Below are 22,778 nucleotides of genomic sequence, written 5' to 3'. Positions count from 1 at the left end.
AAGCTCAGCGCCCGAAGGCGCGGCGGATCTTCTGGTCGGTATGGAACTGTGAGACCGCGTAGGCGGCCCAGATCGCGGCGGGCCGCCAGCCAGACAAGGACAGCCGACTGACAGTCGGCTCTACCTTCGAGACGTTGAGGATGCCTGTGATCGGGCGGCCGATGGTGAAGAAGGCGAACCAGGGAAAGATCAGGGCGATCAACAGGCGCATCAAGGGTCTCCGGGGGCGGCGGCGACCGGACGGGCGCCGCGCGGGTTACATGTCGTACTTGTTCAGCTCAAAGCCCAGCGCCTTGTACTGGCGCCAGCGCTCGCGCAGCGGTTCGCGCGCTTCCGGGTCGGCCGGGACCACCTCCAGCACGCGGTCGCAGGCGGCCAGGTAAGGATCGTCACGCAGGTTGATGACCAGCGGCCGGGCCGGGGCCTCGGTACCGGGAACGGCGATCAGCACCAGCGCCTCTTCCTCGTCCATGTCTTCGCCGGCGATCTGGTGCGGGATGTAGGCATCGTTGTCGAACGCCCACAGCAGTTCGTCCAGTTCTTCGGCCTGGGCCTGGTCGCGTGCCAGCACCAGGGTGAACAGCCCGGCGTCGTTGGCCTTGCGGGCCAGCTCACAGACCAGCCGCAAGGGCTCGGTCAGGAAGCGGGGCTTGGCGATCAGGTAAAAATCAGCACGGGACATGGCAGGGCCTGGAGCGAAGGGAGAACCCGGCGCCAGGCCGGGCGGGATCGCGGCTACCGATGGGCGGCCGCGATCGGGCAGGGCATCAGGCGCGGGCGACCTGGTCCAGCAGCCACTGGCTCAGCAGGCCGACCGGGCGGCCGGTGGCCATGCCGCGCTTGCCTTCGTCGCTGGCCACGCCGGCGATGTCCAGATGGGCCCAGCGCTGGCCTTCGGCGAAGCGCGACAGGAAACAGCCCGCGGTGATCGCACCGGCCCAGCGGCCGCCGATGTTGTAGATATCGGCGAAGCTGGAATCCAGCATCGGCTGGTACTCGTCCCACAGCGGCAGGCGCCAGGCGCGGTCGAACACATGCTCACCGGCGGCCAGCAGCTCGTTGGCCAGGTCGTCGTGCTTGGTCATCAGGCCAGCGGTCTGGTGGCCCAGCGCGACCAGGCAGGCACCGGTCAGGGTAGCCACGTCGATCAGCGCGGCCGGCTCGAAGCGCTGCGCGTAGGTCAGCGCGTCGCACAGGATCAGGCGGCCTTCGGCGTCGGTGTTGCCCACTTCGATGGTCTTGCCCGACATCGAGGTGATCACGTCCGAGGGGCGGTAGGCATTGCCGTCGATGGCGTTTTCCACCGCCGGCACCACCACCACCAGGTTCAGCGGCAGCTTGGCCGTGACGGCCGCGACGAAGGTGCCGATGACGTTGGCGCCACCGCACATGTCGTACTTCATCTCTTCGATGCCGCCCTGGGTCTTCAGGTTGACGCCACCGGTATCGAAGGTGATGCCCTTGCCGACCAGCACGTAGGGCTTGGCGTCGCCGCCGTTGTTCCACTTCAGCACCACCAGGTGCGGGCGGTTGGCCGAGCCACGGGCCACGGCCAGCAGCGAGCCCATGCCCAGCGCTTCCATCTGCTGTTCGTCCAGTACCTCCGCTTCGGCGCCTTCATGCGCCTGCGCGAACGCGACCGAGGACTCGGCCAGGTAGGCCGGGGTGCAGACGTTCGGCGGCAGGTTGCCCAGCTCGCGGGCGTACTGCACGCCGGCGGCGATGGCCTGGCCCTGGGCCAGCGCCTGGGGGTCGGTGCCGGCGATGGCCAGCGTGGTCAGGCCCGGTTCGTCGGCCTTCTTCTTGCCCAGCGTGGCGCTGTAGCGGTAGGCGGCGTGGTCGGCGGTGATGATGGCCTGGCGGATGTTCCAGGCGGCATCGCGGCCCTTGACCTCGATCTCGGTCAGGGTGAACAGCGCGTGGTGGTTGACCCCGCTCTTCAGGGCGCGGCTGGCATCGCCGACCGCCTTGAGGTACTGCGGCACGCCGAATTTGGCCGGTTCGCCCAGCCCGATCACCAGCACGCGTGCGGCGGTGACGCCGGGCAGATCGTGCAGCAGGGTCGTGTTACCGGTCTTGCCGCCCACGTCGCCGCGGGCGATCAGGGCCGACAGGCGGCCACAGGACGCGGTGTCCAGGGCCTGTGCCGCCGGGCTCAGGGTCTGGTCGGCATAGGCGCCGACGATGACGCAATCGCACTCGGCCGAGGCCGGTGCTGCGTGGTTCAGGGTGAATTCCAGGGCCATTGATCAGATTCCGTTGGCAAATCCGTACAATCGCGAGCTGTTTACGTCCCGTCAGTAGACTGGGCAGCACCGCGAACGAATCCGAGAGTTTAAACCACCGCCCCATGTCGAAGCTCGATCGCTATCTCCTGCGTGATTTCGTCCAGAGTTTCCTGGCCACCCTGATCGTGTTGCTGGTGGTGAGCGTCGGTGGTGTCCTGGTGGACATCCTCGGCAACATCGCCGACGGCCGCCTGCCTGCCCGCCTGCTGTTCTCCCAGCTGGGCCTGCAGTTCATCGTCTATATGCCGCTGATCCTGCCCCTGGCGCTGATGCTGGGCCTGCTGCTGGCCACGGCCCGGCTGTACCGGGACTCGGAAATGGCGGTCATCACCGCCATCGGGGTCGGCCCCAAGCGCCTGCTGCGCCCGCTGCTGATGCTGGTGGTGCCGGTGGTCGGGCTGATCGCCCTGTGCTCGCTGTGGCTGGGCCCCTGGGCCGATCGCACCGGCGAGACGATGATCGACGAGGCCAACCGCAGCGTGGTCATGGCCGGCCTGGAGGCGGGCAAGTTCACCCCGCTGCCCAATGGCGGCGTGGTCTACCTGTCCTCGGTCTCCCCGGACGGCACCCAGCTGGGAAAGGTCTTCCTGCAGCGCCAGAAGGAGGATCGCCTCGAGGTGATCTCCGCCGATCACGGCCGGATGTACTTCGAAGGTGCCAAGCAGCGCTATCTGGAACTGGACGATGGCCACCAGGTGGAAGGCCCGGCCAATGGCGCGCTGGACTACAAGCTGATGACCTTCGCCCGCAACGACGTAGCCATGCCCGACGGTGCCGAGACCCGCAAGGACGATGACCCCGAGCTGCTGCGCACCACCCAGCTGTTCGGCGATGAACGCCCCGAGGCCCAGGCCCAGCTGCACTCGCGTATCGCCCCGCCGCTGATCGCACTGGCCTTCGCCCTGATGACCCTGCCGCTGGCCCGCAGCTCGCCACGCCAGCAGCGCTATGGCCGGATGATGCTGGCCTTCCTGGCCTACATGGTCGGCATGAACCTGATGTTCATCGGCACCCGCTGGATCGCCGATGGCAAGATCCCCGCCGTGGCGGGCCTGTGGTGGCTGACCCTGCCGCTGCTGGGCCTGGCCCTGTGGATGTATTTCCGCGACGGCAAACTGTCGCGCCCCCGGAGGACCGCATGAACGTGTTGCGCCCCATGCGGTTTGATCTGTACCTGGGCCGTGCCGTGTTCGGCACCGTCCTGCTGACCTGGGCGGTGCTGGTCGGCCTGGACGTGGTGATGGCCTTCTCCGGCGAGTTCAAGGACGTCGGCAAGGGCAGCTATACCCTTGGCCACGCCGCCGCCTGGGTGCTGTACACCGTGCCCCGCCGTGCCTACACCTTTTTCCCGACCGCCGCCGTGATCGGCGCGCTGATGGGGCTGGGCCAGCTGGCCGCCACCTCCGAACTGACCGCGCTGCGTGCGCTGGGCCTGTCGCGCAAGCGGCTGAGCGTTTCGGTGGCGATCGCGCTGTCGCTGATGACCGCGGTGATGGTGTTCAGCGGCGAAACGCTGGGCCCGTGGGGCCAGAGCAAGGCCGACGACATCAAGATCAGCGCCAAGTGGGGCAGCAGCCTCAGCGCGGCCCGCTACTCGGGCGTATGGGCGCGCGAAGGCGATACCTTCCTCAACGCCCAGAGCGGCGATGAGCAGTTGCAGGCCGGCGGGGGCACGCGGCTGATCCTGCACGACGTGCGCCTGTACAAGATCGCCGACGACGGCCGCCTGGCCTCGCTCACCTATGCGACTACCGCCGAGCACGGCGCCGACGGCTGGGTGTTGAACAAAGTCCGCCGCGACACGTTCGGTGAGCGTTCGGCCACCCGCGAGACGGCCGAGTCCGAGCCGTGGGATTCACGCCTGGATGCGGCGGCGCTGGCCAGCGGCATTTCCAAGCCGCGCAATCTGACGGCGATGGATCTGCGCACCAGCATCGAGTACCGCAAGCGCAATGGGCTGGACGCGCGCGATTACGAGGATGTGTACTGGAGCCGCTGGTTCTATCCGATCAATGTGCTGGCGCTGTGCCTGGCGGCGGTGCCGTTCGCGTTCGGTTCGCTGCGCAGCGGTGGCATGGGCAAGCGCTTGTTCCTGGGCATTCTGTTCGCGCTGGGCTTCTGGTTGCTGCAGTTGTTCTTCGGGCGCATGGCAGGTGCGTTGAAGTTCGATTACCGGATTGCGTATGCGCTGCCCCCGATCGTGATGATGGTGGTATCCGGGTTGTTGTTCCGACGAAAGTCGGGCTGATTTTTCTGCTCGAGCGGAAGATGTCAAACGCTGCAAGAGCCAAAGACCAAAGCCAAAGACCAAAGCCAAAGCGGCCACCATGATCTCTCAGGCAGGCGCGACGGGCTCACCATTCCGGGACCCGCCGCAAGTCCCGCTCCGCGGCCGGCCCAGCTGCTGGCGGCTGTGCGTTCGACCGGATGCGAGGCAGTGCCTCGCGAGCCATCCGCTCTCACCCATGTAGGCTCGTGTGCTGCCATCCATGGCAGCACACGGTCCCGGCCTGGTAATCCCGCCGCGCCTCCGACAGTGTGCTGGTGGGGGAGGGAGAGCAGCCGGGCATGGCCCGGCTCTACCGTCCTGATGGGTTGGCGCAGTGCTTCGGTAACCGAACAACCCGCGTCCCGCTGGCCCGGTCATGCCAGGTCAACCGCTGCCGATCCACCAGCGCCCACCAGAACCCCAGGCCGGCCGTCAGCACCGACAGGGACCCCACCGCATACCGCAGCCACAACTGCCTGCGCGTCGGCCCTGTGTCGTCCAGCGACACCACCCGCAACCGCCACGGCCGCATCCCCAGCGTCTGCCCGCCGCGGCGCCAACTCATCGTCGCGTACAGGCCTGTCACGACCCAGCAGCATGCCCACAACGCCCACTGCCACGCGCTGAACGGGGCGATGTTCTCCCGCGCTGCGTGACCGCTGATCGTGTAGACCGCCACGAACACCGCCCCCAGCAGCATCCACAGCGCCAGGGCGGGGAAGAAGTCGTACAACAGTGACAACAGACGCCACAGCAGCAACGATGCAGGGCGATCAGCAGCGGGGGACGACAGCGCGGTATCGGTCATGACCCGGAGCATACCCGGCCCGCTGCCCGCGTTCGATGGCCCACGCACGGCCTGCTCCGTATGCTGTGCGCATGTCCGATGCCACCACCCCCGCACTGCGCCGCCAGCTCATCCAGCACCTGCCCGAGCTGCGCGACGACGACAACGTCCGCATCCAGCGCTTCCTCGACACGGCCTGGGCCGAACACGGCCTCGCGCGTGCCAGTCTGGACAGCTACCGGCGCGATCTGGAAGGTCTCGCGCGCTGGCGCGATGGCGCGGCCGGGGGGCTGGCCGGTCTCGATCGCGCCGGGCTGTTCGACTACCTGGCCTGGCGCTCCCGCCATGGCTGGTCGCCGCGCAGCAATGCCCGCCTGCTTTCCGCGCTGCGGGCCTTCTTCGCCGATGCGGTCCGCCGCGGCGAGCGCAGCGATGACCCCAGTGCGTTGCTCGATCCGCCGAAGCTGCCGCGGCTGCTGCCCAAGGCGCTGGCCGAAAGCCAGATCGATGCGCTGTTGGCCAGTCCCGACATCGACACGCCGCTTGGGCTGCGCGACCGCGCCATGCTGGAGTTGATGTATGCCGCGGGCCTGCGCGTCAGCGAACTGGTCAACCTGCCGGCCAATGCCGTGAATCTGCGCCAAGGTGTGCTGCGCGTGACCGGCAAGGGCAGCAAGGAACGGCTGGTTCCGCTGGGGGAAGAATCCCAGCACTGGCTCGAACGTTATCTGGCCGAATCGCGCCCGCAGCTCACCGGCAAGCGCAACGTGCCGACGCCACAGGACGGCGCTGTGCCGATGTTTTTGGAGCCCTCCCTGCATCCCTTGAGCCGCCAGCAGTTCTGGGGGCTGGTGAAGAAGTACGCGGTGCTGGCCCGGATCGACCCCGCCCGGATCAGTCCCCATGGCCTGCGCCACAGCTTCGCCACCCACCTGCTCAACCGGGGCGCCGATCTGCGCGCCCTGCAGATGCTGCTCGGCCACAGTTCGCTGTCCACCACCCAGATTTACACGCTGGTGGCCCGCGAGCACCTGCAGAAGCTGCACGCCAAGCACCACCCGCGCGGCTGAGGCGGGGCCAAACGCGGCCGCGCCTCACCGTTCCACTGCGGTCCAGCTGCGTGAGCAGGCAGCTGTGCGAGAATCCAGCCTGACCTCTTACACCGGAATGCTCGATGCTCCGTGTTGCCATTGCGGCGCTCTTCGGCGCGCTCAGCCTGTCTGCCTGCGCGCAGCAACCGTCCGCTCCGGCGGCCAAGACCACTGCCGCCACCCCGGCCACTGCCGGTGATGCCGACCAGCGCGTGCGCACCGCGCTGCAGCAGCTGGACCCCACCTTCCAGCCTGATTTCATCGGGGCCGCGCCGTTTGCCGGTTTCCGCGAGGTGCTGGTCGGTGGCCAGGTGCTGTACGTCTCTGATGACGGCCGCTACCTGATGCAGTCCCAGCCGTACGACATCCAGAACAAGGCGCCGGTCAGCAGCCAGGGCCTGCTCAGCTACCGCCGCAAGCTGCTCGATGGCGTGCCGCACAACGAGCGCATCGTGTTTGCCGCGCCGAATGCCAAGTACACCGTCAGCGTCTTCACCGACATCGAGTGCGGCTACTGCCGCAAGCTGCACCAGGACATCGCCGAGCTCAACCGCAACGGCATCACCGTGGAATACCTGGCCTTCCCGCGCATGGGCCTGGGCAGCCAGGACTACACCGACATGATCTCGGTCTGGTGCGCTGCCGACCGCAAGCAGGCCCTGACCGCCGCCAAGACCGGCAAGGCCGTCACCCCGAAGAACTGCACCAATCCGGTGGCCATGCAGTACAAGCTCGGCCAGCAGATGGGCGTCAACGGCACCCCGGCGATCTTCGCCGCCGATGGCACCCAGCTCGGTGGCTACCTGCCGCCGGCGCAGCTCAAGGCCGCGCTGGAACGTGTCTCGGCAGGCGGCAGCCGCTGAAGACAGAACGCCCCGGCCAGGCCGGGGCGTTTTCGTTGTTGCGATCAACGCGGCGCGTCCCTGCGGGATCCGCGAGGCAGCGCCCCGTGTCAGGCGGGCTTACTTCAAGCCGTCACTGATCGCCTTGGTCAGGGTGCCCTGCGCATCATCGCCGCTGAACTCCCAGAAGAATGCACCGCCCAGGCCCTGTGCTTTCACATAGCCCATCTTCTCGGTGACCATCGCGGGCGTATCCAGACTCCAGAACGTGGTGCCGTTGGAGATCCACGTGGCCTTGGCGACGTTGTCGGTGTACACCGGCCAGTTGAGGGTCTTCAGCACCTTCCAATCTTCGATACCGGCTTCGTACGTGCCCGGTGCCGCGCCGCTGGCGCTCTTGTAGAGCCCATTGTTGCCGCTGGCCACGCCGGTCCAGCCACGCCCGTAGTAGCCGATGCCCAGGTTCAACTTGCTGGCCGGTACCCCGCGGCTGAGGAAGGCTTCCATCGCATCGTTGCTGTTGTAGAGCTTCTGGTCGCCGGTGGAGGGATCAGCCGGTGAATCGAACAGGGCCGAGTGATGGTTGGTCTGCGGATCCCATGCGCCGTGGAAGTCGTAGGTCATCACGTTGATGAAATCCAGGTACGGGTGGTAGCTGGCCGGATCGGTCACCCGGATCTTGTCCACGCCTGCGCCCACGGCCACCGTCAGCAGCAGCCCGGGCCGCACTGCGTCGAGCTGGCGGCGGAATTCGGCCAGCAGGGCGGTGAAGTTGGCATTGTCGGCCGGTGTGCCGCAGCTCAACCCGCAGGCCACCGGGTACTCCCAGTCGATGTCGATGCCATCGAACACGCCGAGTGCCGCACCCGCGCCGCCGGCACCATCGGCGACCGGCAGGTTGCCCTTGATGTAGGCATCGATGCACGAGGCCACGAACGCCTGCCGGTTGGCCGGCTGCGCTGCGCTGGAGAACCCGCGCGACCAGGTCCAGCCGCCGAGCGAGATCAGCACCTTGATGTTCGGGTGTTTGGCCTTGAGCTGCTTGAGCTGGTTCCAGTTGCCACGCAGCGGCTGGTCCCAGGTATCGCCGACGCCACTCACGCTGGCCCCGGCAGCGAAGGATTTGCCGTAATCAGCGTACGCATCGCCGCCCACGCCGGTGTTCGGGTCGGAGGCCTGGGTCACGCCCACTTCGCAGCGGTTGTTGCGCACGTTGCCGAAGGCGTAGTTGATGTGGGTCAGCTTCGCTGCCGAGCCGCTGGTATCGATGTTCTTGACCTGGTAGTTGCGGCCGTAGATGCCCCATTGGGTGAAGTAGCCGATCACCCGCTTGTTGCCGCCGCCCCCGCCACCGGCGGCCGTGGTCACGCTGATCGAACTGCTCTGCGCCGACGCATTCCCGGCGTTGTCACGCGCGCGCACCGTGTAGGTGTAGGCCGTGCTCGCGGTGAGGCCGCCGTCGGTGTACTGGGTGGCACTCGGCGAGCCGACCAGGCTGCCGTTGCGGTACACGTCGTAGCCGGCCACGCCGCTGCCGCCGCTGTTGTCGGTGGCGGCATTCCAGGCCAGGTTCACCGTGGTGGCGGTCCTGGAAGGTGAAGCCAGCCCACCCGGCACGCTGGGCGGCGTGGTGTCGTTGCTGGCTGCGGTGACGGTCACGCTGACCGTGGCCGAGGAGGTCACCGCATTGTTGTTGTCGGTGGCCACCGCCTTGAAGGTGTGGCTGCCCGCCGAGGCATTGCTCCAGACCACGCTGTACGGCGCGCTGGTGTCGATGCCCAGCGAGGTGCCGCCGCGGAAGAATTCCACCTTGCTGACGCTGCCGTCGGTATCGCTGGCGTTGGCGCTCACGGTGATGTTGCTGCCGGCGGTGAAGCTGGCCCCGGCGGTGGGCGAGGTCAGGCTGACGGTGGGCGGTTGGTTGCTGCCGCTGCCATCGCAGGCGCCCAGGTTGGTGTAGTAGGGCGCGCCGGCCGGGTGGTCCGGCGGTGCGTTCCAGATGTCCTGGTTGGCGCGGTACAGCACGCCTCCCTTCTGCAGGGTCTGGCCGGCCAGATAAATGGCCGCGCCGTTCCATTCGGGCGCCCCGGTACAGTTCGCGGCCTGCACCAGGGTGGGCGTGCCGGCCGCAGCGGCCAAGGCCAGGGCCAGCAGCCAGCGCCGCGGACGCAGGGTGGGGGCTGGGGAGGTAAACGATGTCACTGCACGGCGCGCAATCGGGTCTGGCATGGTCGGTCTCCGATCAGGTGGTGTGTGCATGCCGCCGGGATGGCGGCATGCGTGCAGCAGTTCCGGACGCCGGTGAGAGAGGCCGGCAACGACATGGGGGACGGACGGCACCTGGCCGTGGGCCAGGTGGTGATAACGTTATCATGTAATCGGCGGCCAATCCGTGAACCAGTGCATGGTTCGGGTGTGAACTGGGCTGGGCACCGCCTGGGCCTGCCGATCCCCGGGGCCGGGCCGCGGCGGCCGAGTTGGGTACAATAGTGGGCCCCGTTCCCAACCACGGTTCCCCGGACATGATGGTCCTCGAGGGCGCATCCGCCCTTTCGCCGTTCCGCCGCGAACGTCTTGAATCCCGCCTGCAGTCCCTGGCCGCCGATCTGCGCATCACCGGTGCCTGGCATGTCTACTTCATCCAGACCGAGGGCGATGCGGCCCCGGACCCGGCGATCCTGAGCCGGATCCTGGAAGCCCAGCCCGCGCTGGCCGGGCGTGAGGACGGGGCGGTATCGCGCTTCGTGGTGCCGCGGTTGGGCACGCTGTCGCCGTGGTCGAGCAAGGCCACCGAGCTGGTCCGCGGTGCCGGGCAGCCGATCCGCCGGGTCGAACGTGGCCTGCGTATCGATCTGGCCGGATGGCCGGCCGACGCGGCCGCGCAGGAAGCGGTGATCCGCGCGCTGCACGACCCGATGACCCAGTCCGTGCTGGCCGAGACCGCGCAGGCGCAGGCGCTGTTCAGCGCCCCGGCCCGCGGTGAGCTGGAACGGATCGCGCTGGATGACCTGGAAGCGGCCAACACCCGCCTCGGCCTGGCGATGGCCCAGGACGAGATCGACTACCTGCGCCAGCGCTTCGGCGAACTGGGCCGCAAGCCGTCGGACGTGGAACTGATGATGTTCGCGCAGGCCAACTCCGAGCACTGCCGCCACAAGATCTTCAATGCCAGCTGGACCATCGACGGTGCCGAGCAGTCGCACTCGTTGTTCCGGATGATCAAGAACACCCACCAGCAGACCCCGCAGCACACGCTGAGCGCCTACAGCGACAACGCCGCGGTGGTCGCCGGTTTCCCGGCCGCGCGCTATCGCCCGGACCCGGCCAGCGGCCAGTACCGCAGCGAGGCCGTGGTCGATTCGGCGTTCTGCATCAAGGTGGAAACGCACAACCACCCGACCGCGATCGCCCCGTTCCCGGGTGCGGCCACCGGTGCGGGCGGCGAAATCCGCGATGAAGGTGCGACCGGCCGCGGCGGCAAGCCCAAGGCCGGCCTGACCGGCTTCTCGGTCTCGCATCTGCGCATCCCGACCCTGCCGCAGCCGTGGGAAGCGCCGCGCGCGCTGAACCCGCGCATGGCACCGGCGCTGGACATCATGCTGGACGGCCCGCTCGGCGGCGCCGCCTTCAACAACGAGTTCGGCCGCCCGAACCTGCTCGGTTACTTCCGCAGCTTCGAACTGCCCGAAGGGCAGGGCCTGACCCGCGCTTATGACAAGCCGATCATGCTGGCTGGTGGCCTGGGCGCGATCGACCAGAACCAGGTCGAGAAGCTGCGCCTGCAGCCCGGCGACGCGGTGATCGTGCTCGGCGGCCCGGCGATGCTGATCGGCCTGGGCGGTGGTGCCGCCAGCTCGGTGGCCTCCGGTGAGAGCGCCGAAGACCTCGATTTCGCCAGCGTGCAGCGCGACAACCCGGAAATGGAACGTCGCTGCCAGGAAGTGATCGACCGCTGCGTCGCGCTCGGCCTGGACAATCCGATCCGCTGGTTCCATGACGTCGGCGCCGGTGGCCTGTCCAACGCGATTCCCGAACTGCTGCACGACTCCGGCGTGGGTGGCGTGATCGATCTGGGCAAGGTGCCCGCCGATGACCCGTCGCTGTCGCCGATGCAGTTGTGGTGCAACGAATCGCAGGAACGTTATGTACTCGGCGTGCCGCAGGCGCGTCTGGCCGAGTTCGCCGCGCTGTGTGCGCGCGAACGTTGCCCGTTCGCCGCCGTTGGCGTCGCAACCGCTGAAGAGCGGCTCGTCGTGGCGTACGGCGCTACCGTGGGCAATACCCCGGTGGATGCCCCGATCGATCTGCCGATGGACGTGCTGTTCGGCAAGGCGCCGAAGATGCACCGCGACACCGTGCACCCGTCGGCGCCGCGCTGGCCGGCGCTGAAGACCGCGGGGCTGGACCTGCACGAAGCGGGTCTGCGCGTGCTGGCCCATCCCTCGGTGGCCTCGAAGAACTTCTTGGTCACCATCGGTGACCGCAGCGTCGGTGGCCTGACCGCACGCGAACAGATGATCGGCCCGTGGCAGCTGCCGCTGGCCAACGTCGCCATCACCTTGGCCGGTTTCGACACCGTGGCCGGCGAAGCGATGTCGATCGGCGAGCGCACCCCGCTGGCGCTGCTGGATGCGGCCGCGTCGGCGCGCATGGCGGTCGGTGAAGCGATCACCAACCTGTGTGCGGCGCCGGTGGATGCACTGGAAACGGTGAAGCTGTCGGCCAACTGGATGGCCGCGGCGGGCCATCACGGCGAAGACGCGCTGCTGTATGACGCGGTGCGTGCGGTCGGCATGGAGCTGTGCCCGCAGCTGGACCTGAGCATTCCGGTCGGCAAGGACTCGCTTTCCATGCAGGCGCAGTGGCAGGACAACGGGCAGGCGCACAAGTCGGTGTCGCCGGTGTCGCTGGTGATCTCGGCGTTCGCGCCGGTTGCCGATGCGACCGGCCAGCTGACCCCGCTGCTGGACCGTGACGCCGACAGCGAGCTGTGGCTGATCGGCCTGGGCGCTGGCAAACAGCGTCTGGGCGGCTCGATCCTGGCCCAGGTGCACGCCGACCATTCCGCGCTGCCGGCCTTCGCCGGTGCCGTGCCGGATCTGGACGATGCACAGCGCCTGCGCGCGTTCTTCGAACTGATCCGCGATGCGCGCCAGGCCGGCCTGCTGTTGGCATACCACGACCGCAGCGATGGCGGTGCGTTTGCCGCGCTGTGCGAGATGGCCTTCGCCTCGCGCCTGGGCCTGGACATCACCCTGGATGCCTGGGGCGATGATCCGTTCCGCAGCCTGTTCAATGAAGAGCTGGGTGCGGTGGTGCAGATCGCCAAGGAAGACCGCGCCGCGTTTGCTGATCTGGTCGAACGCCATGCACTGACCGAATGCGCGCAGCGCATCGCGCGTCCGACCACCGCCCCGGTGGTGCGTGTCTCGCTGCAGGGCGAAAGCCTGGTCGAGTGGCGCTGGGAAGCGCTGTTCGATGCCTGGTGGTCGGTCACCCACGCCATGCAGAAGCTGCGCGACAACCCGGACAACGCCGACCAGGAGCGTGCGATCGCGCGCAACTTCAACGCGCCGGGCCTGAAGCCCAAGCTGACCTTCGATATCAACGAAGATGTGGCGTCGCCTTTCATCAACACCGGCGCACGTCCGCGCGTGGCGGTGCTGCGCGAGCAGGGTGTCAACGGCCAGATCGAAATGGCGAACGTCTTCGAACGTGCCGGCTTCAGTTCGTTCGATGTGCATATGAGCGACCTGATCGAAGGCCGTGTCGCGCTGTCCGATTTCACCGGCCTGGTGGCCTGTGGCGGCTTCAGCTACGGCGACGTGCTCGGTGCCGGCCGCGGCTGGGCCACCTCGGTGCTGGAGCGCAGCGCGCTGCGCGATGCCTTCGCGGCGTTCTTCGCCCGCGAAGACAGCTTCGCGCTGGGTGTGTGCAACGGCTGCCAGATGATGAGCCAGCTCAAGGACATCATCCCCGGTGCCGAGCACTGGCCGCAGTTCCGCCGCAACCGCAGCGAGCAGTTCGAAGCGCGCACCGCGCTGCTGGAAGTGGTGGAATCGCCGTCGATCCTGCTGCGTGGCATGGCCGGTTCACGCCTGCCGGTCGCGGTGGCACATGGCGAAGGCCAGGCGGTGTTCGCCAATGCGGTCGATCAGGCGGCGGCGCGCGTGTCGCTGCGTTACATCGATGGCGACGGCAACGTAGCCACCCAGTACCCGCTGAATCCGAACGGCTCGCCCGACGGCATCACCGGCCTGACCACCACCGATGGCCGCACTACGATCATGATGCCGCACCCGGAACGCAGCCCGCGTGCGATCAACCACAGCTGGCATCCGCAGGACTGGAACGGCGATTCGCCGTGGCTGCGGATGTTCCGCAACGCAAGAGTATGGTGCGGCTGATACTGCGCATCGCCTCCCATTCGAGGCAGTGAAAACCGCGTGAAGAAACCGCCGGCTTGCCCGGCGGTTTTCTTTTGTACGCCCCACAACATGATCGGCAGCAATGAGTTACATCACGTTACAACGTGAAATGACGTTATCGCCGTTACTCACATGTATCTAACAAAATCCTTCAATAACGCGTGGTTTTTGTGACGCACTTCGCGGTCATATGAATTTCAATGTCAAAGTCTTGACGTTGTTCAAACTGTACGTTAACACTGCATCCTCATTTCGACAGCGTTCAGTTCCACAGTAACCGCATGGATGGCGTGCACGCTGTAGGTATCTGCCAGCCATTGCGCACAACGCAGTAAATCAAGCGAAAAAACGCCCCCAGGGGACGTTGGACCACGCGGTCCGGCGTTGGCGTCGCTTTGCCTAAAACCAGCCCAATCAGGAGCCGCATCGATGAATCGGATTTATCGCAAGGTCTGGAACAAAGCACTGGGGCAGATGGTCGTCGCCTCGGAATTGGCCAGCAGCCAGTCCTCGGGTGTCGTCATCGATCAGCGCCGAACCTCTGGCGGACGCAACACCGCACTGCTCTGCGCCGCCATCGCGTTGACGCTGGGAGTGGGCATGGCAGGCGGCGCGCAGACAGCGCGTGCGCAGTCGGTGGAGGTGGGTGGGAACGCGAACTGCGTGGTTCTGAACAGCACGGTCATCGACAGCTGTGTCGTTGATGGCAATGCCACCGCCTCGGGCACCAATGCGGTGGCGATCGGCAGCAACAGCACGGCCTCCGGGGCGAACAGCGTGGCGCTGGGCGCCGGCTCGAAGACCAACCGCGCCAACACGGTATCGGTGGGTGATGCGGGCAAGGAACGGCAGGTTACCAACGTGGCCGCCGGCACCGCCGCCACGGATGCGGTGAACAAGGCACAGCTGGACAAGGTTGCAGTGGCAGCCGAAGGCGCGACCCGCTATTTCAAGGCCGACGGTGACGGCAACGATGCCGACGCGGCGAAGATCGATGGCGAAGGTGCGCTGGCCGCAGGGGCGAGCGCCAACGCGGACGGTGACGGCGCAACGGCGCTGGGCCACAGCAGCCAGGCCATCGGCAATGCGACCACTGCAGTGGGCAGCGAAGCACTCGCGGTCGGCCTCGGGGCGAGCTCGTTCGGCCAGGGCAGCCTGGCCTTCGGTGATGCGAGCATCGCACTCGGCCAGAGCGCTGCGGCGTTCGGTCTGGGCGATGTCGCGCTCGGTGCATCGGCAGTGGCGGCCAGTGAAAACGGCGCGGCCACCGCGATTGGCGGTCTTGCCGAAGCCAGCGCCGATGGCGCGACCGCGATTGGTGGCGGCGCACTGGCCATCGGCCCTGGCAGCACCTCGCTGGGCCGCGGCGCGGCCAGTGCCGGCGAAGCGTCGGTGGCGGTCGGTGCGTTCAGCGTCGCGGTCGCCGATTTCAGTGCGACGCTGGGTGCGAATTCCGCTGCGGTTGCGGTAGGCAGCGTGGCGCTCGGCGCCGGCTCGTACGCCGATCGCGTCGACACGGTGTCGGTCGGCAATGCGCAGAGCGGCCTGCGCCGCCAGATCACCAATCTCGCCGACGGCACCGATGACAGCGATGCGGTGAACAAGGCGCAGCTCGATGCCGTCGGCGCCGTCGCCGCCAACACGGACAAGTACTTCCAGGCCACCGGCAGCAGCGACAGCGATGCCGGTGCCTTCGCGGCAGGCGACAACGCTACGGCGATCGGTGAAGCATCCAACGCGCTGGCCGACGGTGCGACCGCGCTCGGCAGCGGCGCCACGGTGACCGCGCAGAACGCAACGGCGGTCGGTTACAACGCCAGCGCCACCGGCCAGAACAGCGCGGCCTTCGGCACCAATGCGCAGGCCAATGGCCCGGGCAGCGTGGCGGTCGGCGGTGCTGCGGTGGATGCCGATGGCAATCCGCTGATCACCAATGGCGGCGTACCGGTCGATACTGGCGCGACCAGCGCCGGCGTGGGTGGCACGGCGGTCGGTGCAAGTGCGGAAGCCTCCGGGTTCGCTGCGTCGTCCTACGGCGTCGGCGCGTACGCGGCCGGTGCACAGGCGTCGGCCTTCGGCGCGGTGGCCAACGCCACCGGCGACTATTCCACTGCGGTCGGGACGCAGAGTGTGGCGACCGGCAACAGCAGCACGGCCATCGGTGGCCCGGCGGATCTGCTGCCGGGGCTGGGCTTCTTCGTGCAGACCCAGGCCAGCGGCGAAGCCGCCACGGCCGTCGGCGCAGGTGCGATCGCCAGCGGCGATTACGCCGTGGCCAACGGCACCCTGAGCGAAGCCTCGGGTACTGAAGCCACCGCCGTGGGCTACTTCGCCTATGCCCCGGGTGAGGGCGCCACTGCACTCGGCGCGGAGACCTGGGCCAGCGGGGAACTGAGCACGGCGGTCGGTTTCTACAGCACCGCGCGCGGCGCCAACAGCGTCGCGCTCGGCGCCAACTCCACTGCCACCCGTGACAACACCGTCTCTATCGGCGACGTTGGCAATGAGCGGCAGATCACCCATGTCGCTGCAGGCAGCGAAGCGACCGATGCGGTCAACAAGGCCCAGCTCGATGCAGTGGCCAGTTCGGCCTCGGCGACATCGGCGCAGTTCAAGGCGAACGGTGCGGCCGGCGGTGCGGTCGGTGCTTACGCGCAGGGTGAGGATGCGCTGGCGGCCGGTGAGGCCAGCAACGCATTGGGGGCCGGTGCAACGGCAGTGGGTGGCGGCGCGACCGCCGTCGGCGATGACACCGTCGCGCTGGGCCGTAACAGCAGCGCCACCGGCAATGGCAGTGTCGCCATCGGTGGGCTGGGCCAGGCCTATGACGAGTACAACCAGCCGCTGGTCGATGAGCAGGGCAATGCGATCCTGATCGGTGCGACCGCGGCGCCGGACAGCGTGGCGGTCGGTGCCGGTGCTCAAGCTACCGGCACCACCAGCAACGCCTTCGGCAGCGGCGCGCAGGCCACCGGCAGCAACAGCCTGGCCAGCGGCTACAAGGCCCGCGCGACCGGCGATTACAGCGTGGCGCAGGGCGACAATGCCTTCGCCAGTGGCGAAGAAACCACGGCCACCGGTGCCTATGCATGGGCCACTGCCGATGGCGCCACCGCCTTCGGTTCCAGTGCATGGGCGACCGAAGCCAACGCGACCGCAGTCGGCCAGTCGGCCTGGGCCAGCGGCACCGGATCGACCTCGATCGGCTACAACAGCTGGGCGCGCGGCAGCAGTTCCACCGCGCTCGGCCGTGGTGCCTTCGGCTACGGCGACAACAGCGTAGCCGTAGGATTCCAGGCCCTGGGCAACAGCATCAACACCATCGCCATCGGCACCAATGTGGTGGCCGGCGGTGAAAGCGCGATCGGTATCGGCGCCGGCAGCAATGCCAGTGCGTCCAACAGCGTGGCGCTCGGCGCGGGTGCGGTCGCTGATCGTGCCTACACCGTCTCGGTCGGCAACGATGGCCGGCAGCGCCAGATCACCCAGGTCGCCGCCGGTACCGAAGGCAGTGATGCGGTCAATCTCGATCAGCTGAGCGCAGCCACCGATCAGTTCCAGGCCAGCGGTGATGGTGTTGCCGTCGCCGGTGGCGAGGAGAGTGTGGCCGCCGGTGCAAACGCGGCGACCGATGGCGATTACGCCACCGCAGTCGGTTCGAGCAGCTTCGCAGCCGGCACCGGTGCAGCGGCGATCGGCAGCGGCGCGTTTGCGCTGGCGGACAACGCTAGTGCCGTCGGCTTCAACGCCGTCGCCAGCGGTGCCAACGCAAGCGCAACCGGTGCCAACGCACAGGCGACCGCCGAATACGCAACAGCCAGCGGTGCCGAAAGCCTGGCCTCGGGTGAGCAGAGCACCGCGACCGGTGCGGCCAGCGTCGCCTCCGGCGCCGGCAGCCTGGCCGGTGGCGCGCTGTCCGACGCGGCCGGTGAAGAATCCGTGGCGTTGGGCTACTTCAGCAGCGCCAGTGGCGACGGCGCGACCGCGGTAGGTGCCGAAAGCGTGGTCAGTGGCACGCTGTCGGCCGGTTATGGCTTCGCCTCCGAAGCCACCGCCAACTACACCACCGCGATCGGCGGGTATGCCGTGGCCTCGGCTTTCAACGCCACCGCGCTGGGCAGCTTCGCGCAGGCGACCGGCTCCAACAGCGTGGCCCTCGGTGGTGATGCTGAAGCCTCCGGAGCCTACAGCACCGCCACCGGCCAGGGCAGCCTGGCCAGTGGCATCAACAGCGTGGCCGTCGGTGGTGCGCTGTTCGGCCTGCTGCCTACCGAAGCGTCGGGCAATTACTCCACGGCTGTCGGTGGTGGAGCATGGTCGCCCGGCGTGAACAGCACCGCGCTCGGCAACGCAGCAACCTCCACCGGGGCCAACAGCGTTGCGCTGGGCGCGGACTCGATCGCCGACCGCGATGACAGCGTCTCCGTCGGCAGCGCCGATGCGCAGCGCCAGATCACCCACGTCGCCGCCGGTACCGACGGCACCGATGCGGTGAACGTGAACCAGTTGAATGCGGTGGCCGATGCGGCCGCCACCACTAGCAAGTTCTTCCAGGCCAGTGGCAGTGCCGACAGCGATGCCGGTGCCTACGTGGAAGGCGACAACGCGCTGGCTGCCGGTGAGGCCGCCAATGCCATCGGCAACGGCGCCACCGCGCTGGGCAGTGGCAGCACCGTGATCGCCAATGAATCCACCGCCCTGGGCTTCAATGCCACGGTCACCGGGGACAACGCCGTGGCGATCGGCAGCAACGCCAGCAGCAGTGCTGCCGGGGCAGTCGCCATCGGCGATCTGAGCGCGGCGTCCGGTGCGGCGTCCGTCGCCATCGGCGGTGGTTCGCTGTCGCAGGGCTTCGGTGCGGTCGCGATCGGCGCTGGCTCGGAGGCGGCAGGCCTGGCCGCGACGGCGGTCGGGTACGGTGCGTGGGCGCTGGGCCGCGAGTCCACCGCGATCGGCAACTTCGCCACCGCCGACGGCTGGCAGGCCAGCGCGTTCGGCGCCAATGCCAGTGCCGCCTTCTTCGGCACCGCGCTGGGCAGCAATGCGCAGGCGGGCGAGGTCGCCACGGCGGTCGGCCAGGGCACGCGTGCGGACATCGCCGGCGCCGCCTTCGGCGTGCAGGCCAACGCCGGCCAGTATGGTGTGGCGGTCGGCAACAACGCCGCCACCGCCGAGGACGGCGTGGCCGTAGGCTTCAACGCGTTGGCCGGTGCGGATGCGGGCAGCGTCACCCAGGGCATCCAGACCACGGCCATCGGCAGCGAAGCCTGGGCAACCGAAGACGGTGCCACCGTGGTGGGCTACAACAGCTACGCGCAGGCGCTGAACTCCACCGTGGTCGGCAGCAACACGTGGACCACCAAGGACGCCGACAACAGCGTCGCGCTCGGTGCCGGTTCGCTGGCCGACCGTGCCAACGCCGTGTCGGTCGGCGCCGCAGAAGCCTGGACAGACGCCGCGGGCGTGGTGCATGCGGCCATCGACCGGCAGATCACCAATGTCGGTGCCGGTACCGAAGACACCGATGCGGTCAACCTTGCGCAGTTGAAGGAGGTGGCGGCCACCGCCGAAGCCACCAGCAAGTACTTCCAGGCCAGCGGCAGCGACGACAGCGACGCCGGTGCCTACGTGGAAGGCGACAATGCGCTGGCTGCCGGTGAGGCCGCCAACGCCATCGGCAACGGCGCCAGCGCACTCGGCAGCGGCGCCACCGCCATCGCGGACAACGCCACGGCCGTCGGTTTCAATGCCCTGGCCAGCGCTGACGGCGCCGCGGCCCTGGGCAGTGACGCGCAGGCGACCGGCGAAGACAGCGTGGCGATCGGCAACGGCGCCAGTGCCAGCGAGATCGGTGCGAGCGCCACCGGCGCCGGTGCACAGGCCGGTGGTGCATACGCCACAGCGACCGGCAGCCAGTCCACGGCGGCCGGCCAGCAGGCCACCGCCAATGGCTTCCGCGCCAATGCCTCCGAAGCCGGTGCATCGGCCTTCGGCAGTTACAGCGAAGCGACCGGCCAGCTCTCGTCCGCGCTGGGCTACGGGGCGGTCGCCTCCAACGCCTACGCCGTGGCGGTGGGTGCGGCCTCGACGGCCTCCGGCGCTGGTGCGGTGGCGGTGGGTGAGTACTCCGAAGCCACCGGCGATGAGAGCGTGGCGATCGGTGGCACGACCTTCTTCGGTCTGCTGCCGTCGCGCGCATCGGGTACCGGTGCCTCGGCCTTCGGTGCGGGCGCGTGGGCAACCGATGATTACGCCACGGCGATCGGCTGGAACTCGTGGGCCGATGCGGGCAATGCCACGGCACTGGGTGCCAGTGCCAGCGCGGAAGGCGTGAACAGTGTTGCGCTCGGCGCCGGTTCCACCGCGGATCGCGACAACTCGGTCTCGGTCGGCACCGCCACCGCGCAGCGGCAGATCACCAACGTCGCCGCTGGTACGGAAGGCACCGACGCGGTGAACGTCGATCAGCTCAGTGCGGTCGCCGATGTGGCCGAAACCACCAGCCGGTTCTTCCAGGCCTCGGGCAGCGGCAACGGCGATGACGTCGGCAGCTTCGTCGACGGGGCGTATGCCACTGCGGCGGGTGAGGCGGCCAATGCGTTCGGTACCGGGGCCTCGGCCTACGGCAGCGGCGCGCTGGCGTCGGGGCGCAATGCCTCTGCGTCGGGCTTCAACGCCTCGGCCACGGCCGACTCGGCGACCGCCATCGGTGGTGCGTTGTATTACGAAGATGAGAACGGCAACGTGTTGCTCGACAAGGCCACCAGCGCCAGCGCCGTCGGTGCCACCGCGCTCGGTGCGGGGGCGCAGGCCGACGGAAGCTTCAGCACCGCGACCGGTGCCGGTGCCACGGCGGCCGGGTTGCAGTCCTCGGCCTTCGGCTACAGCGCCGAAGCCGGCAGTGACTACAGCACCGCCGTCGGCACGTTCAGCGCGGCCAGCGGCGCGCGCACCACGGCGTTGGGCTACGGAGCCGAAGCCAGTGGCGATTACGCCTCCGCACTGGGCTGGGGCAGCGCCGCCTCGGGCAGCTACGCCAATGCGATCGGCTACGCATCACAGGCCAGCGGCGACAACAGTGTGGCTGCCGGTTCCAACGCCTGGGCAACCGCGGCACGCACCACGGCGGTCGGGCAGCTGGCCTGGGCGACCTCGCAGGGGTCCACCGCCATCGGCCAGGACAGCTATGCCTACAGCGGCATCAATGCCACCGCACTGGGCACCAGTTCGTCGGCCAGTGGTGCCGGCAGCGTCGCGCTCGGCGCCGGTGCCCGCACCAGCGAGGCAAATGTGGTCTCGGTCGGCGGCGGTAACGGCACCACCGGCCCGGCGACGCGGCGCATCACCAATGTCGGGGATGCGGTCAATGCCAGTGACGCGGTGACCAAGTCGCAGCTGGATTCGGTCGCTACCACGGCCGATGCGGTCGGCAAGCACTTCCAGGCCAGCGGCAGCGGCGTGGCCACGGCCAGCGGCAGTGATGCACTCGCCGCCGGTTCCGGCGCCACGGCCAGCGCAACACGCAGCAGTGCACTGGGTACCGCAGCGGTCGCCTCGGCCACCGGTGCCACGGCCGTCGGTGCCGATGCCTCGGCACGCGGTGCCAACAGCACCGTGATTGGTCGCCAGGCCTCGACCAATGCGACCAACGGCGTGGCGATCGGCAACGGTGCGTTCGCCAGCAACGGGGCCAACAGCATCGCGATCGGGTCGGCGGCAGGCGTCTCCGGTGCCAACGCGGTGGCATTGGGCGCCGGCTCGCGCGCGGTCGAAGCCAATGTGGTCTCGGTCGGTGGCGGCAACGGCACCGATGGCCCGGCGACACGCCGCATCGTCAATGTGGGTGCCGGTCGCATCGCGGCGGGCAGCACCGATGCGGTGACCGGCGGCCAGCTCAACACCACCAACCAGCGCGTGGGTGCGGTGGAAACCCAGGTCGGTGATATCGACACCCGGATCGGCTCGGTCGAGAACGTCACCGCCAATGCGCTGACCTACGACGACAGCAGCCGCGACACGCTCACCCTCTCGGGTCTGCAGGGCACCACGCTGGACAACGTCGGCAGCGGTTCGATCGCATCCGGCAGCCGCCAGGCGATCAACGGCGGGCAGTTGTTCCAGTCGCTCACCGATGTCGCCACCTTCCTCGGCGGCGGGGCCAGTGTCGGCATGCAGGGCGTGTTCGTTGCGCCGAACTATGTGATCCAGGGCGCGACGTACAGCAATGTCGGCGATGCACTGGGTGCGCTGGACCGCAAGGTCAGCGACCTCGATCAGCGTGTCGCCGGTGGCAGCAGTGGCAGTGCACGTGCACGGACTGCCTCGCTGGCGACTGCCAGCGTCGCAGCGGACACCAGCGCTGTGCAGGAGGCCAGCGTCATCAGCGCTGCCAGCGAAACCGTCGTCGCCAACGTGCAAGGCGCGCCGACCGCTGCAAGTGTCGGCAGCAGTCAGCCAATCAACGCGCCGGCGGCCGCACCTGCCGCCGTCAACGCGGTGGCGATGGGTGACGGTGCCGTCGCAAGCGGGGCCTCGGCCACGGCCATCGGCCAGGGCGCGACCGCCTCGGCGGCCAACTCGGTGGCGCTGGGCCAGGGCTCGGTCGCCGATCGTGCCGACACCGTCTCGGTCGGCAGCGTCGGCAACGAGCGACAGGTCGCCAACGTCGCGGCCGGTACGCAGGCCACGGATGCGGTCAACAAAGGCCAGCTGGATGGCGGCATCGCGACCGCCAACAGCTACACCGACCAGCGCTTCACCTCGATGGCCGACAGCTTCGACATCTACAAGGGCGAGATCGACCAGCGCCTGCGTCACCAGGACCGCCGCATCGATCGCCAGGGCGCGATGAGCGCGGCCATGCTCAACATGGCCACCAGCGCCGCCGGCGTGCGCACCCAGAACCGCGTCGGTGTCGGCGTCGGTTTCCAGGGCGGTGAATCGGCCCTGTCGCTGGGCTACCAGCGTGCGCTCAGCGAGCGCGCCACGGTGACCCTGGGCGGTGCCTTCAGCAGTGATGACAGCTCGGTCGGCGTGGGTGCCGGCTTTGGCTGGTAAGCCGTTTCAACGCGGG

11 protein-coding genes are annotated in these 22,778 nt (G+C 68.4%); 6 read left to right on the top strand and 5 right to left on the bottom strand.

Annotated elements, in window-relative coordinates; translation table 11 throughout:
• Positions 1-4: 4 nt before the first annotated feature.
• From POS15_RS15200 to POS15_RS15190, 3 genes are all read right to left on the bottom strand, one after another.
• Entirely contained in the window at positions 5-211 is a 207-nt protein-coding gene (locus POS15_RS15200) for a YqaE/Pmp3 family membrane protein (RefSeq protein ID WP_284128385.1), read from the bottom strand.
• Between the two features lie 45 nt (positions 212-256).
• Complete coding sequence (locus tag POS15_RS15195) at positions 257-682, bottom strand: DNA polymerase III subunit chi (protein ID WP_046273804.1); 426 nt, start codon at positions 680-682, stop codon at positions 257-259.
• A gap of 85 nt (positions 683-767) precedes the next feature.
• The gene (locus POS15_RS15190; protein ID WP_284128384.1) at positions 768-2,246 is read right to left on the bottom strand and encodes a leucyl aminopeptidase; all 1,479 of its coding nucleotides are present in this window, start codon (positions 2,244-2,246) and stop codon (positions 768-770) included.
• Between the two features lie 104 nt (positions 2,247-2,350).
• Between POS15_RS15190 and lptF the strand changes: the two genes are divergently transcribed.
• On the top strand, positions 2,351-3,430 hold the full coding sequence (lptF, locus tag POS15_RS15185) for an LPS export ABC transporter permease LptF (RefSeq protein ID WP_046273806.1): 1,080 nt from the start codon (positions 2,351-2,353) through the stop codon (positions 3,428-3,430).
• Between the two features lie 14 nt (positions 3,431-3,444).
• A complete protein-coding gene (lptG, locus tag POS15_RS15180) occupies positions 3,445-4,536 on the top strand; it encodes an LPS export ABC transporter permease LptG (protein WP_026069680.1) in 1,092 nt (363 codons plus the stop codon).
• 331 nt (positions 4,537-4,867) lie between these two features.
• On the opposite strand, the gene POS15_RS15175 is transcribed toward lptG, so the two are convergent.
• The gene (locus tag POS15_RS15175) at positions 4,868-5,365 is read right to left on the bottom strand and encodes an RDD family protein (protein WP_254427829.1); all 498 of its coding nucleotides are present in this window, start codon (positions 5,363-5,365) and stop codon (positions 4,868-4,870) included.
• A 71-nt stretch (positions 5,366-5,436) separates the two neighbouring features.
• On the opposite strand from POS15_RS15175, the gene xerD reads away from it, so the two are divergent.
• Both xerD and POS15_RS15165 read left to right on the top strand, forming a co-directional pair.
• The gene (gene xerD / locus POS15_RS15170; protein WP_102788996.1) at positions 5,437-6,414 is read left to right on the top strand and encodes a site-specific tyrosine recombinase XerD; all 978 of its coding nucleotides are present in this window, start codon (positions 5,437-5,439) and stop codon (positions 6,412-6,414) included.
• Positions 6,415-6,518: 104 nt separating this feature from the next.
• Entirely contained in the window at positions 6,519-7,298 is a 780-nt protein-coding gene (locus POS15_RS15165; protein WP_070471687.1) for a thioredoxin fold domain-containing protein, read from the top strand.
• Positions 7,299-7,397: 99 nt separating this feature from the next.
• On the opposite strand, the gene POS15_RS15160 is transcribed toward POS15_RS15165, so the two are convergent.
• Entirely contained in the window at positions 7,398-9,506 is a 2,109-nt protein-coding gene (locus tag POS15_RS15160; protein WP_070471688.1) for a glycosyl hydrolase family 18 protein, read from the bottom strand.
• 293 nt (positions 9,507-9,799) lie between these two features.
• Here POS15_RS15160 and purL point away from each other — a divergent pair, with 293 nt between their 5' ends.
• Together purL and POS15_RS15150 are read left to right on the top strand one after the other, a co-directional pair.
• Entirely contained in the window at positions 9,800-13,684 is a 3,885-nt protein-coding gene (gene purL / locus POS15_RS15155; RefSeq protein WP_284128383.1) for a phosphoribosylformylglycinamidine synthase, read from the top strand.
• A 450-nt stretch (positions 13,685-14,134) separates the two neighbouring features.
• On the top strand, positions 14,135-22,762 hold the full coding sequence (locus POS15_RS15150; protein ID WP_284128382.1) for an ESPR-type extended signal peptide-containing protein: 8,628 nt from the start codon (positions 14,135-14,137) through the stop codon (positions 22,760-22,762).
• Positions 22,763-22,778: the final 16 nt, after the last annotated feature.

It is taken from the genome of Stenotrophomonas sp. BIO128-Bstrain (assembly GCF_030128875.1).
GTDB lineage: Bacteria > Pseudomonadota > Gammaproteobacteria > Xanthomonadales > Xanthomonadaceae > Stenotrophomonas > Stenotrophomonas bentonitica_A.
Note: the sequence above shows the minus strand (reverse complement) of the source record. Positions and strands in the feature narration are given on the sequence as shown.